Genomic DNA, 13,677 nt, shown 5'->3' with positions numbered 1-13,677 from the left:
CGAACGCCCCCGAGATTTCTTGACCTCGTGCCCGTAAGCGGGCAAGCCCCGCCCGTCTCGTCTGTCTGCGTAAGCGGACGAATTTCCGTAATTTTTCGAAAGCTGTTGAATGGGTTTTGCCGAACTCGGCCTGTCAGATGAACTGTTGAAGGCGATCGACGACGCCGGTTATACCGAACCGACGCCGATCCAGGCGGGGACAATTCCGCCTGTCCTCATGGGGAAGGACCTCATCGGGATTGCCCAGACAGGGACCGGAAAGACCGCCAGCTTCGTGCTGCCCATGATCGACGTGCTCGCGCAGGGCCGCAGCCGCGCGCGGATGCCGCGCAGCCTCATTCTGGCGCCCACGCGCGAACTCGCGCAGCAGGTCAGCGAGAACTTCGACAAATACGGCAAATATCACAAGCTCTCGATGGTGCTGCTCATCGGCGGCGTGCAGATGGGCGATCAGATCAAGGCACTGGACGGCGGCGTCGACGTGCTGATCGCGACTCCCGGCCGCCTTCTCGACCTGTTCGAGCGCGGCAAGATCCTGCTTACGGGCTGCGACCTGCTCGTGATCGACGAGGCCGACCGGATGCTCGACATGGGGTTCATCCCCGATATCGAGAGCATCTGTTCCAAGCTTCCGCGCAACCGCCAGACTTTGCTCTTTTCAGCGACCATGCCGCCGCCGATCAAGAAACTGGCCGACAAGTTCCTGACCGATCCCAAGACGATCGAGGTCGCGCGCGCCGCGACCACAAACAAGAATATCGAGCAGATCCTCGTGCCGGTGGCCCCGGCGAAGAAGCGCTCCAAGCTGCGCGACATCCTTCGCCAGGACGCGGTCGAGACGGCGATCATCTTCTGCAATCGCAAGACGACGGTCCGCGAACTGGCGACGAGCCTCAAACGCGGGCGCTTCCGCGTCGGCGAAATTCATGGCGACATGGACCAGTCCAACCGCATTGCCGAGCTGAACCGTTTCAAGGACGGCGAGATCAACATCCTCGTCGCCTCCGACGTGGCGGCGCGCGGTCTCGACGTGAAGGGCGTCTCGACGGTCATCAACTTCGATGCGCCTTTCCATCCCGACGACTACGTGCACCGCATCGGCCGGACGGGTCGTGCCGGCGCGACGGGCACCGCCTATACGCTCGTCACCAAGGCGGACGAAGAGAATATCGAGAATATCGAGAAGCTCACCCAGCAGAAGATCCGCCGCCTCGGCGAGGACGAGAACCTGGCCGACACTGCCCCCGTAGCCGCTCCGGAAGAAGCCGAGGACGAACCGCGCGAGGAAAAACCGAAGCGCAGCCGGGGTGGCCGACGCAAGCCCGAGGCGAGCGAGGAAAGCGACCGGCCGGAAAGCAGCGATCGCGCGGAGAAGCCGAAGCGCAGCGAAAAGAAGCCCCGCCGCGCCAAGCGATCCGACGAGCGGGATGATCGACAGCAAACCGAGGCTGAAAGCGCGCCGAGCGTCGTTCCTGCCTACAACAATGAATGGAACGGCCCGCTTCCCGACTTCCTCCACGTCGGCGCGACGCGCTCCTAGTCGGAGCTACCGACTTTCGATCGATCGAACAGGCACAGCCGACCTTCGGTGCGCGGCGAAGCCCGCGCCTCGTCAATAACTGACACACCCTCCTTGTCTCGGGAAAGCAAATCGCAGCGGCCGGTCGATAGGGTCATCAGGTAAGGCTCTCCCGCCCCCTGCGGCGGGAGGTTGGACGTTCCTGGCACGAAAGTGAGAAGGGTGCGGGCGCCTGCCTGAACCTCGATACGCTGCTCGTAAGTTCTGAGCCATCGTGAAGCAGCTTCTTCGAGCGCCATATTGTTGGGCAAATCACGAATGACGCTCAGTCCTATCGCGAGCCAAATCGCTAGGATGAAACTAACGAGAATGCGTGTCGCTTGCTTCCCGCTTCGAACGACACACAGACCGAGTGCCATGGCCGCCACACATGCGGCACTCACAAACATGCGTGATTTCGGATCAATCGCAAGCACCCAGGTCAGGCCAATCGCTATCGCTACCGCCCCCACCGCTAGAGCGGTCAAAATCCAGCGATCCAAAGCCGACAGTTCGCGGCGCGAGACCATGAAGGCGAGGAGCGCGGTCCAGAATATCATTCCCACGTTCGGCGTCACGAGCGTATTGAGCCATCCGTCAATCGGCCAGAATACATGGATTCCTGCCTCGCGACGCCAGTTACGGATATAATCGGGATTGAATAGCGGCGAGGCATTCGTGTCGAACCCAGCAGGCAATTCACGCGACGGGATCCCTGTATGACCCATCGCGAGCTGATAGCGATACAAGGGTTCGCCGGTCGCTAAGGTGTAGAACAGGATTTCCGCTGCCACGACGCCGATGAACCCGAGAATGGACCACAGGAGCACGCGGCGCCGGGATTTGTCGAGAACCAGCCAGAAAATCGCGCAGGCGGCGAGAAAGACGAGCGACGTCTCACGCGTCAGGAATGCAAGCCCGCCGAAGGCACCGCCAAGAATGGCCATCGGTCGCGATTGGCGGTCGAACGCCACTGCGGCGGCCCACAGGGCACCCAACTGGAACGCCAATTCGGCGGTATTGGGATCAGGGGTCAGGGCGTAGCTGGTAAAGATCGGCACCGCCGCCATCGCCGCGACCGCTATCCCCCCGGCACGCCGGCCGAACCAGTGGGCGGTCAATCCGCCGAGTGCGACCAACGCGGCGACCCAGCTCCAGAGCGATCCGATACCGACCGCCACTCTCGTGTCCCCAAAGACCTTTATCGAGAGGGCGACCGGGCCGACGATCGGCCACCGGCTCCACCAATGATCTCGCGGCAGGCAGGGAGCGCCCGCTTCTACCCAGCAGCGCGCAGCGGCGAGATAGTGTTGATCGTCCGCGCCGCCGCCCACATAGCCGACGGGGTTGATGAGCACGCAGATGATCGCAAACAAGGCCGCGGCGCCGAGCCAAACGCCGGCGCCAGCCATACCGGTCACACTTTCGCTCTCGTCAGCCATCCTGCTCCCATGGCCTTGTCGTGGTAAAAAGCGCGTTAAGCTTCGCGCGCGCGATACCGCGCCAGCGCTGCATCGGCGTGAGCGTCGAAGCGCTGCTCCTCGATCGCCGAGCGCATCGCCGCCATCCAATCCTGATAGAAATGCAGATTGTGCCCCGTCATCAGCATCGCGCCGAGGATTTCGCCCGAGCGCACGAGGTGATGGACGTAGGCGCGGCTGAAGTCGGTGCATGTGGGGCAGCCGCATTCGGTATCGAGGGGCGCTTCGTCTTCGGCAAAGCGCGCATTGCGGATGTTGATGGGTCCGTCGCGCGTGAAGGCCTGTCCGGTGCGACCCGAGCGCGAGGGCAGCACGCAGTCGAACATATCGATGCCCCGTCGGACGGCTTCGATGAGATCGTCGGGCTTGCCGACGCCCATCAGATACCGGGGCTTGTCGACCGGGAGCTGGTCGGGCGCGAAATCGAGGCATCCGAGCATCGCTTCCTGCCCCTCGCCGACCGCCAGCCCGCCGACGGCATAGCCGTCGAAGCCGATGTCGACGAGCGCGTCCGCGCTTTCGCGGCGCAGCGTCTCGTCGAGCACGCCCTGCTGGATGCCGAAGATGGCGGCGCGAGCGGCAAGATCTCCGCCGCGGTCGAACTCCGCACGGCTACGTCTGGCCCAGGCGATCGAGCGATCCATCGCCTCGCGCTGCTTCTCCGCGCTAACGTCGGGGCGCACCAGCTCGTCGAATTGCATGATGATGTCGCTGTCGAGCAACCGCTGGACTTCGATCGAACGTTCGGGGGTAAGCTGGTGCCGCGAGCCGTCGAGGTGGCTTTGGAAGGTCACGCCCTCGTCGCTGATCTTCGTGAGGTCGGAAAGGCTCATAACCTGGTAGCCGCCGCTGTCGGTCAGGATCGGCTTGTCCCATCGCATGACGCGGTGGAGCCCTCCCAGTCGCGCGACCCGTTCCGCACCGGGGCGCAGCATGAGGTGATAGGTATTGCCGAGCAGGATATCAGCGCCCGTCGCCGCGACTTCGGAGGGGCGCATCGCCTTGACGGTCGCCGCGGTGCCGACCGGCATGAAGGCGGGCGTCTGGATCGTCCCGCGCTGCATGGCAATCGCACCACGCCGCGCCTTGCCGTCGGTCGAGTGGAGGGAGAAGGAAAAGCGGGTCATTCGAAGTCGTACACCAGAGTGAAACGGGTCAGCGTATCGGTTGCCTCGCGCCCGAGAGGCGGATCGCTTTCATGTTCGATGCGCAGGGCCAGCCGCGCGAGAAGATTGCCGCCAAGGTCAGCCTGCAGCCCCGTCTCGCCCAGGAAGGTGGAGTTGCTATCGTCGAGATAGATGTCGACATCCTCGGTCAGCGCCAGGCGCTCCGTGATCTGCCATGCGAATGTCGCGGCGGCGAGACCCGCGATCCGCTGCGTAACCGTTCCGTCGGTCCGATCGGTACGCCGCCACGCAGGACCCGCCTTGATATCGAGCGTCATCGTTTCACGCTCGATCAACCGCGCCCCTGCGCCGCCGGATAGAGAGATGCGATTGTCGATGCCCTGCAGCCGGTCGCGCTCGATCGCCGCGAGGCCGTAGGTGTAGAAAGTGTCGCCGAGGTCGTAATTGGCCTCATAGCCGGCGCGCAATTGTTCACGCGTCGTATCGCCGTCGGAACGGCGCCAGTCGGCATGGCCGTTGAGCTTGTGGCGCCAGTCGATGCCCTCACGGACGAGCTTCACGCCTGCCGTCGCGCCCGCTTCCTCGGTCGATCCGGTGGCGTAGAAACCGCCAAGCTCGCCCTGCCCGGCCCAGCCGCCGAACATCGAGGCTTCCCGCAGGGCCTCCTCGGCTTGCGCTTGCGCAAGAGTGTTCCGCTCTCCGATGCGCGCCATCGCGGCGGCTTCCAGCTCGGCCAGCCGCGCATCATGGCCGGGATAGGCGGCGCGTGCCATCTCGACCACCGCGCCCAGCTTGGCGGCATCGCCGGTTTCGCCGGCTTGCGCGATGAGCGTCTGGACCGCGTCCGGCAGTGGTTCGGCGGGCTGCGCTCCGGCCATGGCGGCCGCCAGCAGCATCGTCGTCGTCATGCGTCTTCCCCTTCTCGCCCCCGCCCATAGTCATAAATGGCGCGCGGCGGAACGGGGCAGTTGGACCGTCCGTTCGTCAGACAACATCAACAGCGTAACGAGGGAGAAGAAGCATGGGCCTTTTCGATATTTTCAAGAAAGACAAGGGCAAGGAACTGTTCGAGGAGAATAGCGCCGCCGAGGAAAAGGCCGAGCGCATCCGCGCCGAGATCGACCGCATGGGCCTCAGAGGCGACATCCAGGTTCGTGTCGAGGGCAACAAGGTCAAGATTTCCGGCAAGGTTCCCGATCAGGCGACCAAGGAAAAACTCATGGCCATCGCCGGTAACACGAGGCACATCGATACCGTCGACGACGACGGCCTGTCGACCGATCAGCCGGGCAACGCCGCCAAATGGCACGAAGTGAAGAGCGGAGAGACGCTCTCGGCCATCGCCAAGGAGCATTACGGCGACGCCAATGCCTACAATCGCATCTTTGAGGCGAATCGCCCGATGCTCGAAGATCCCGACAAGATCTATCCCGGGCAGGTCCTGCGCATCCCGCAGTAAGACGCCCTAGCGCGGCGGCAGGAGCAAGCTGCTGTCGCCGTAGCTGTAGAACCGATAGCCGCCTGCGATCGCATGGTCGTAGGCGGCTTTCATTTGCGGCAAGCCCATCAGCGCGCTGACCAGCATGAACAGCGTCGAGCGCGGCAGATGGAAATTGGTCATCAGCCCGCCGACCGCGCGGAAGCGGTAGCCGGGCGTGATGAAGATGTCGGTGTCGGCCGCGAAGGGCTGGATCCTACCCTGCTCGTCCGCCGCGCTTTCGAGTAGCCGGAGCGCGGTAGTGCCGACCGCGATCAGGCGGCCACCGCGCGCCCGCACCGCGTTCAGCCGCTCGGCGGTCTCGGCATCGATGCGGCCATATTCGGCATGCATCCGGTGTTCGTCAGTGTCATCGGCCTTGACCGGCAGGAACGTCCCTGCGCCAACATGAAGCGTCAGGGTTTCGCGCGCAATGCCCTTGGCATCGATCGCTTCGATCAGCCGCTCGGTGAAATGAAGCGAGGCGGTTGGTGCCGCGACGGCCCCTTCCTCGCGCGCGAACATGGTCTGATAATCGTCCGCGTCCGCCGCGTCGATCGCGCGCTTCGACGCGATATAGGGCGGCAGCGGCATGGTCCCCGCACGGGTCAGCAGCAGTTCGACCGGCTCCTCGCCCTCGAACGACAACAGGATACTCCCGTCGGGATTGCGGGGCCCCGCGATCGCGCTGACATCTTCGCCGAAATCGATCCGGTCGCCCTCGCGAACGCGCTTGGCATTGCGGACGAACGCAATCCAGTCGCGCGGGCCTTCGCGCTTGTGCAGCGTCGCGCCGATCTTTGCCTCGCCGCGCCGCCCCTCGAGCTGCGCAGGGATGACCTTGGTATCGTTGAAAACGAGACAGTCTTCAGGCGCGAGCAGGTCCGGCAGGTCGAGGACGTGTCGGTCGGCGATCGTGCCGTCCTCGACCAGCAACATCCGCGCCGCATCGCGCGGACGCACGGGGCGCAGCGCGATACGGTCTTGCGGAAGCTCGAAGTCGAACGCGTCGACTTTCATCAGCTGTCGCTGTCGGCCTCGACGGGTTGGCTCGCGGCGACCATCGGCGCGGCGGGAACGGGGCCCCCGATGCGTGCCGACACGATCTTGGTGGGGTTGGCAGGCGGTTCGCCCTTGTTGATCGCATCGACCGTGCTCATGCCGCGCACGACACGGCCGAGGACGGTATAGTCGTTGTCGAGCCCGAAGCGGGGCCCCAGCATGATGTAGAACTGGCTGTTGGCGCTATTCTCGGCCTTGGCCTTTGCCGCTTCGTCCGCGCCTTCGGGAGCCCCCTCGCGGGCCATGGCGAGCACGCCGCGAAGATGCGGCAGGCGATTGAATTCGGCGGTGAGGTCGGGAAGATCGCTTCCGCCCTGGCCGTTGCCCATCGGATCGCCGCCCTGGGCCATGAAGCCCGGAATGACGCGGTGGAAGATGAGACCGTCATAGAAGCCATTCGAGACGAGCTGCTGCATGCGGTAAACATGCTGGGGCGCCGCGTCGGGCCGCAGCTGGATCTCGACCACCCCGCCATTGTCGAGCGTTAGCGTCAACCGGTTGGCAGGATCGTTCGCGACTTCGGGCGGCACCACGGCGTGCGTGAGGCTCGGCATATGGGAAGAGATTTCGTCCCTGTTCTGCGCCTGCGCCGGCGTGGCGGCAACCATCAGCGCCGCGAACGAGAAACCCAATGCTTTGAACATGCTGATCACTTCCCTTGAGCGTTTGAACGCGGGTCTAGCGAACCGTCCCCCGCCTTGCCAAGCCCATTAAAAGCGCCTGCCTGAACAGTAGCTTAGCCCCGTGGGCCTTCGGCAGCGACCTTCTCGGCAACAGACGCGGCGACCGCAGGCGAGACGAACTTGTGGATGGGCCCGCCGTAGCGAGCGATTTCCTTCACCAGCCGCGAGGCGATCGGCTGCAACGAGACGTCGGCCATCAGGAAGACGGTCTCGATACTGTCGTCGATCTGCTGGTTCATCCCCGCCATCTGATACTCATATTCGAAATCCGCGACCGCGCGCAGCCCGCGAACGATCATCGAAGCGCCCTGCGCGGCGGCGAAGTTCATGAGCAACGCATCGAAGCTGACAACCTCGATCACGCCCTCGATATCGTGCGTCTCGGCTTCCACCATCGCCATCCGCTCGTCGAGGTCGAACATCGGCGACTTGGAGGGATTGGTCGTCACCCCGATGACGAGCTTGTCCACCAGCCGCGCGGCACGGCGGATGATGTCCATATGCCCTCGCGTGAGCGGGTCGAAGGTGCCGGGATAGACGCCGATCCGTTCTTTCATCGATCACGCTCCACGGCGAAGCGGGCGATGGCACGCAGGAGGTCGGCTTCCTCGCCGTGGTGGGCGAGATGTTCGTTGGCCTGTTCGACCAGCATCGCGGCCTGTTCGCGCGCGCGATGCTCGCCCATGAGGCTGACGAACGTGGCCTTGCCGGCGTCGGCGTCCTTGCCGAGGCGCTTGCCCGCCTTCTCCTCGTCGCCGCCTACATCGAGCAGGTCGTCGGCGATCTGGAAAGCGAGGCCGATGTTGCGGGCATAGCCGCGATAGGGGGTGCGCAGCCCTTCGCCCACCTGGCCGAGGATGCAGGCAGCCTCCACCGCATATTCGATCAGCGCGCCGGTCTTCAGCTGCTGGAGACGGGTGATATCGTCGAGGTCCAGCTGGCCGACCTTTTCGGCCTCCAGGTCCATCACCTGCCCGCCCGCCATGCCGTCGGGACCCGCCGCTTTGGCGAGTTCGGCGATCAGGTCGACCCGGACCTGCGCTTCGGGGTGGGTCGCCTCGTGCGCGAGAAGCGCGAAGGCGAGGTCGTGAAGGCTGTCGCCCGCCAGCACCGCGATCGCCTCGTCATAGGCCTTGTGGAGCGTCGGCTTGCCGCGGCGAAGATCATCGTCATCCATGCAAGGCAAATCGTCGTGGATCAGCGAATAGACGTGGATCGCCTCGATTGCCGCGCCTACCCGCAGGGCGCGTTCGATGGGAACGTTGAACAGGCGCGAGGCCGCCTTGACGAGTAGCGGGCGCATGCGTTTGCCGCCGTCGATCGCCGCGTGGCACATGGCGTCATAAAGCGGGTCGCGCGCGTCGCCGGGCTTGGCGAGCAACTTGGAGAAGAGATTGTCGATCGCAGCGGCGGTCGCGCCCGCTTCGGCTTGAAGATCGACGGGCGCGGTCATCGTCTCAGCCATCGGCGTCGAAGGGCTTCGTGCCGGTGACGTTGCCCGCATCGTCGCGCGTGATCTGCTCGATCTTCTCGCGCGCGTCGGCAAGCCGCTTCTCGCAATGCTTCTTGAGTTCCTCGCCGCGCTTGAAGAGCTCGATCGATTTCTCGAGGCTGGCATCGCCCTGTTCGAGCTGGCGCACGATCTGCTCGAGTTCGGCCAGCGCCGCCTCGAATTCGAGTTGGTCGACGGGGGTGGGAGCGGTTGCGTCTGTCATGCCGACATCCATGGCCGCTCCCACGCGCCCGATCAATCCTTGAACGGGTTCTTGATGCCCGGAACGATCTCGTCGGACGTGTCCGTGTCACCCCGCTCCTCGGCCTCGAGAGCGGCCTGCGCGTCGACGGCAGCCTGCTCGCGTTCCTTGCGGAGCTCATCGATCAGCGCGGCGCGATCATCGTCGATATTGGCATCGGCAGGCGCGGTTTCGGTGCCTGCGGCCTTCTGCGCCTTGGCGACCGCCGCATCCAATTCGCGCTGGCTCGTAAGGCCGAGCGTGACCGGGTCCTTGGGCTGGATATTCGCCATGTTCCAGTGCGTGCGGTCGCGGATCGCGTTGATCGTGGTGCGCGTCGTACCGATGAGATTGCCGATCTGCCCATCCGAAACCTCGGGATGGTTCTTGATGATCCAGGCGATGCCGTCCGGCTTGTCCTGCCGCTTGGACACGGGCGTGTAGCGCGGCCCCTTGGTGCGCGTGATGGCTTCGGGTGCCTTGTGCATCTTGAGCACATAGTCGCCGTCTTCCTGCCCCTTCTCGATTTCCTCGTGCGTCAGTTCGCCCGCGCGAATGGGATCGCGTCCGGTGAGTTTGGTCGCGCTCGTCTCGTCGGCGATCGCCTGGACTTCGAGGATGTGCAGACCACAGAATTCGGCGATCTGAGTGAAGCCCAAGGACGTGTTATCGACGAGCCAGCTGGCGGTGGCATGCGGCATGAGGGGTTTGGGTTGTTCGGCCATTATCTGGCTCCCTTAGAAACAATTGAGGCCGCCCCTTTTCGGAGCGGCCGGACTATGAAATTCGATCTACGCGCTCGGATCGCGATGATCAAGTCGTCAGCACGATCTTCCCGATATGCTCGCCCCCTTCCATCCGCGCATGCGCCTTGGCGGCGTCCTCCAGCGCGAAACTCTCGTCCATCACGGGCTTCAGACGCCCGCCCTCGACGAACGGCCAGGCGGTAGCGCGCAGTTCGTCGGCAACCATGGTCTTGAACTCGAGACTGCGCGCGCGAAGCGTCGATCCGGTCAGGGTCAGGCGGCGGCGCATGATGTTGGTGATCGAGATATTCGCCTCCGCGCCGCGTTGGAACGCAATCGACACGTGGCGTCCCTCGTCGGCCATGCAGGAGAGGTTGCGCTGGACGTAATCGCCGCCGACCATGTCGAGCACGACGTCGACCCCGCGCCCCTCGGTGATGTTCTTGACCTCTTCGGCGAAATCCTCGGTCTTGTAGTTGATCGCCCGATCGGCGCCGATCTTCTCGGCGGCATCGCATTTCGCGTCCGACCCGCAGGTGACGATGATGGCGATGCCATAGAGTTTGGCGAGGAGGATCGCCATCGTGCCGATCCCGCTGGTGCCGCCATGGACGAGCACCGTATCGCCGTCCGCGGCGAACCCGCGCTCGAACAGGTTGGACCAGACGGTGAAGAGGGTTTCGGGCATCGCGGCGGCCTGCGCCAGCGGTAGCACTTCGGGCACGTCGAGCGCCGTTCCCATCGGTAGCACGCAATAGTCGGCGTAAGCGCCGCCCGCAACGAGCCCGGCGACGCGACGGCCGATCATATATTCGGCCCCCTCGCCGGCCGCGATCACCTCGCCCGCAAGCTCGAGCCCCAGCACGTCGCTCGCGCCTTCGGGCGGCGGATAGACGCCCTTGACCTGCAACAAATCGGGGCGGTTCACCCCTGCCGCGGCGACCTTGACGAGCAGTTCGCGCGGGCCCGCCCGCGGCACCGGGAGATCGACACACTCGATGCGCCCCGCTTCGGGCGATACGATGGCGCGCATCGTGTCTGGCGTGTCACTCATCGAAACTCCCCCGTGTCGGCCGGATTCGTCTTATTGACTTGGGGGTGCGCGGGGTCAACGCTGAGAAGCATGGACGACGAAGACGATTTCAAACCCGGCGAACCGATCGTCGAACTGGGACGCGAGGACCTCGATCCGCTGAGCGTCGAGGAACTGGAAGCACGGATCGTACGGCTCAAGGCCGAAATCGAGCGGACGCAAGCGCATATGTCCGGCAAGTCGAGTCACATGTCGGCCGCCGATGCTCTGTTTCGCAAATGACGTTCAGGAAAGGTTGAAGCGGCCCGCCTAACGTCTGCCTTGAAGAGGTCTCCCCCAACCCTCATCTTGTTGGGGTAAGGAGAAAATTTCATGCCAAGTTTTGCCCGCGAACTCGAACAGACGCTGCACAATGCGCTGGGCGAGGCGAGCAAGCGTCGCCACGAATATGCGACGCTCGAACATCTGTTGATCGCACTGGTCGACGACACGCACGCAGCGCAGGTGATGAACGCCTGCGGGGTCGAGCGCGACGAACTGCGCGCCACCGTCAAGCAGTATCTCGACGCCGAACTGGGCGCATTGGTGAGCGACAGTGCCACCGATCCCAATCCCACGAGCGGCTTCCAGCGTGTCGTGCAGCGCGCCATCCTCCACGTCCAGTCCTCGGGCCGCGACGAAGTGACCGGCGCCAATCTGCTCGTCGCGCTGTTTTCGGAGCGCGAGAGCTACGCCGTCTATTTCCTGCAACAGCAGGACATGAGCCGCCTCGACGCGGTGACCTTCATCTCGCATGGCGTCGGCAAGGCCGGCGACGGCACCACCGCCTCGTCCGATAGCGACGATGGCGACGGAGATCCTCAGGCCGAGACCGAACAGAAGGGCGGTTCCAAGAAGGAAAGCGCGCTCCAGCAGTTCACCGTCGACCTCAACCAGAAGGCCAAGGACGGGAAGATCGATCCGCTGATCGGACGCTCGGCGGAAGTAGATCGCACCGTGCAGATCCTGTGCCGCCGATCGAAGAACAACCCGCTCTACGTCGGCGATCCCGGCGTCGGGAAAACGGCGATCGCCGAAGGCCTCGCGCGCAAGATCGTCGAGGGCGACGTGCCCGACGTGCTCAAGGAAGCGGTCATCTTCTCGCTCGATATGGGCGCGCTTCTGGCAGGCACGCGCTATCGCGGCGACTTCGAGGAACGGCTGAAGCAGGTCGTCAACGAACTCGAGAAGCTGCCGCATGCGGTGCTGTTCATCGACGAGATCCACACCGTCATCGGTGCGGGTGCGACGAGCGGCGGGGCAATGGACGCCTCCAACCTCTTGAAGCCCGCGCTGTCCTCGGGTGCGATCCGCTGCATCGGCTCGACGACCTACAAGGAATTCCGCAACCACTTCGAGAAGGACCGCGCCTTGCTGCGCCGTTTCCAGAAGATCGACGTCAACGAGCCGTCGGTCGAGGAGACAATCCAGATCATCAAGGGGCTGCGCTCGAGCTTCGAGGAGCATCACAAGGTCCGCTACCTGCCCGACGCCATCAAGTCGGCGGTCGAGCTGTCGGATCGCTACATCAACGACCGCAAGCTGCCCGACAAGGCGATCGACGTCATCGACGAGGTCGGCGCGATGCAGATGCTGAAGGCGCCGTCCAAGCGCAAGAAGACCATCAATGTCGGCGACATCGAGGCGGTCGTGGCGACGATGGCGCGCATCCCGCCCAAGAGCGTGTCGAGCGACGACAAGCGCGTCCTCGAGAATCTCGAGCAGGACCTCAAGCGCGTCGTGTTCGGGCAGGATCTCGCGATCGAGAAACTGTCGAGCGCGATCAAGCTGAGCCGCGCCGGTCTGCGCGATCCGGACAAGCCCATCGGCAACTATCTCTTCTCGGGCCCAACGGGTGTCGGGAAGACGGAAGTGGCGCGGCAGCTGTCGAGCATCCTCGGCATTCCGCTCCAGCGGTTCGACATGAGCGAATATATGGAGCGTCACGCGGTCAGTCGCCTGATCGGCGCACCGCCGGGCTATGTCGGTTACGACCAGGGCGGGCTGTTGACCGATGCGGTCGACCAGAACCCGCACAGCGTACTGCTGCTGGACGAGATCGAGAAGGCGCACCCCGACCTGTTCAACATCCTTCTGCAGGTGATGGACAACGGGAAGCTGACCGATCACCATGGCAAGACGGTCGATTTCCGCAACACGATCCTCATCATGACGACCAACGCGGGCGCCGCCGACATGGCGCGCGAGAGCATCGGCTTCGGCAACATCACGCGCGAGGACGTCCAAGAGGATGCGGTCAAGAAGATGTTCACGCCCGAATTCCGCAACCGCTTGGATGCGGTCGTTCCGTTCGGCTACCTGCCGCCCGCCGTCGTGGCGCGCGTCGTCGACAAGTTCATCCTCCAGCTGGAAATGCAGCTCGAAGATCGGGGCGTGTCGATCGATCTCGACAAGGAAGCGCGCGAATGGCTCACCACCAAGGGCTATGACAAGCTCTATGGTGCGCGGCCGATGGCGCGTCTCATCCAGGAGAAGATCAAGCAGCCGCTCGCGGAGGAACTGCTGTTCGGCAAGCTGGTCGATGGCGGCGAGGTCAAGGTGCACATGAAGGAGGGCGAGCCCGTCTTCGAGATCGTGCCGACCCCGCCCAAGAAGAAGAAAGCGGCGCCGAAAAAGGCTGCCGCCAAGAAGAAGCCGGCCACGAAGGAGGCCGCGCCAGAGAAGTCGGTCGCCGACGGAACCGACGAGAAGAAGGCGGACTAGCCCTTCCCTTCATC

At 64.1% G+C, this 13,677-nt stretch carries 14 protein-coding genes; 4 read left to right on the top strand and 10 right to left on the bottom strand.

The features are described from left to right. Window positions 1-109 precede the first annotated feature (109 nt). Window positions 110-1,540, top strand: a complete 1,431-nt coding sequence (locus WJS89_RS11570) for a DEAD/DEAH box helicase (RefSeq protein ID WP_346341091.1) — start codon at window positions 110-112, stop codon at window positions 1,538-1,540. Here the strand turns inward: WJS89_RS11570 and WJS89_RS11565 are convergent. From WJS89_RS11565 to WJS89_RS11555, 3 genes are read right to left on the bottom strand one after another with little or no spacing between them, the layout of a single operon-like run. Next, window positions 1,537-3,000 (bottom strand): ArnT family glycosyltransferase, encoded by a 1,464-nt coding sequence (locus tag WJS89_RS11565; RefSeq protein WP_346341090.1) that lies wholly within the window; start codon window positions 2,998-3,000, stop codon window positions 1,537-1,539. The two genes, WJS89_RS11570 and WJS89_RS11565, sit on opposite strands and share 4 nt — an antisense overlap. 35 nt (window positions 3,001-3,035) lie before the next feature. Continuing rightward, on the bottom strand, window positions 3,036-4,166 hold the full coding sequence (gene tgt, locus WJS89_RS11560; protein ID WP_346341089.1) for a tRNA guanosine(34) transglycosylase Tgt: 1,131 nt from the start codon (window positions 4,164-4,166) through the stop codon (window positions 3,036-3,038). Beyond that, a complete protein-coding gene (locus tag WJS89_RS11555; RefSeq protein WP_346341088.1) occupies window positions 4,163-5,074 on the bottom strand; it encodes a DUF481 domain-containing protein in 912 nt (303 codons plus the stop codon). Before WJS89_RS11555 ends, tgt begins: the two co-directional genes overlap by 4 nt. Before the next feature lie 113 nt (window positions 5,075-5,187). Between WJS89_RS11555 and lysM the strand changes: the two genes are divergently transcribed. Next, window positions 5,188-5,625, top strand: a complete 438-nt coding sequence (lysM, locus tag WJS89_RS11550) for a peptidoglycan-binding protein LysM (protein ID WP_346341087.1) — start codon at window positions 5,188-5,190, stop codon at window positions 5,623-5,625. A 6-nt stretch (window positions 5,626-5,631) separates the two neighbouring features. Here lysM and queA read toward each other — a convergent pair whose 3' ends face one another. From queA to WJS89_RS11515, 7 genes are all read right to left on the bottom strand, one after another. After that, window positions 5,632-6,663: a tRNA preQ1(34) S-adenosylmethionine ribosyltransferase-isomerase QueA gene (queA, locus tag WJS89_RS11545; protein WP_346341086.1), complete on the bottom strand. Its 1,032-nt coding sequence runs from the start codon at window positions 6,661-6,663 to the stop codon at window positions 5,632-5,634. Next, window positions 6,663-7,349, bottom strand: coding sequence for a peptidylprolyl isomerase (locus tag WJS89_RS11540; protein ID WP_346341084.1), 687 nt, complete (start codon window positions 7,347-7,349; stop codon window positions 6,663-6,665). Before WJS89_RS11540 ends, queA begins: the two co-directional genes overlap by 1 nt. A gap of 92 nt (window positions 7,350-7,441) precedes the next feature. Next, window positions 7,442-7,945: a pantetheine-phosphate adenylyltransferase gene (coaD, locus tag WJS89_RS11535; RefSeq protein WP_346341083.1), complete on the bottom strand. Its 504-nt coding sequence runs from the start codon at window positions 7,943-7,945 to the stop codon at window positions 7,442-7,444. After that, complete coding sequence (locus WJS89_RS11530; RefSeq protein WP_346341082.1) at window positions 7,942-8,853, bottom strand: polyprenyl synthetase family protein; 912 nt, start codon at window positions 8,851-8,853, stop codon at window positions 7,942-7,944. The genes coaD and WJS89_RS11530 overlap by 4 nt, the downstream gene beginning before the upstream one ends. Then, entirely contained in the window at window positions 8,846-9,103 is a 258-nt protein-coding gene (locus WJS89_RS11525) for an exodeoxyribonuclease VII small subunit (RefSeq protein ID WP_346341081.1), read from the bottom strand. The genes WJS89_RS11530 and WJS89_RS11525 overlap by 8 nt, the downstream gene beginning before the upstream one ends. A gap of 32 nt (window positions 9,104-9,135) precedes the next feature. Continuing rightward, window positions 9,136-9,822 carry a cell cycle transcriptional regulator TrcR gene (locus WJS89_RS11520; RefSeq protein ID WP_346341212.1) on the bottom strand — a complete coding sequence of 229 codons (687 nt, stop codon included), beginning with the start codon at window positions 9,820-9,822 and terminating at the stop codon, window positions 9,136-9,138. 112 nt (window positions 9,823-9,934) lie between these two features. Then, window positions 9,935-10,921, bottom strand: coding sequence for an NAD(P)H-quinone oxidoreductase (locus WJS89_RS11515; RefSeq protein ID WP_346341080.1), 987 nt, complete (start codon window positions 10,919-10,921; stop codon window positions 9,935-9,937). 69 nt (window positions 10,922-10,990) lie between these two features. Between WJS89_RS11515 and WJS89_RS11510 the strand changes: the two genes are divergently transcribed. Then, a complete protein-coding gene (locus tag WJS89_RS11510) occupies window positions 10,991-11,182 on the top strand; it encodes a DUF1192 domain-containing protein (protein WP_346341079.1) in 192 nt (63 codons plus the stop codon). A 90-nt stretch (window positions 11,183-11,272) separates the two neighbouring features. Further along, entirely contained in the window at window positions 11,273-13,663 is a 2,391-nt protein-coding gene (clpA, locus tag WJS89_RS11505; RefSeq protein ID WP_346341078.1) for an ATP-dependent Clp protease ATP-binding subunit ClpA, read from the top strand. Window positions 13,664-13,677 lie beyond the last annotated feature (14 nt).

The organism is Sphingomicrobium aquimarinum (assembly GCF_039655735.1).
Classification (GTDB): Bacteria; Pseudomonadota; Alphaproteobacteria; order Sphingomonadales; family Sphingomonadaceae; genus Sphingomicrobium; species Sphingomicrobium aquimarinum.
Note: the sequence above shows the minus strand (reverse complement) of the source record. Positions and strands in the feature narration are given on the sequence as shown.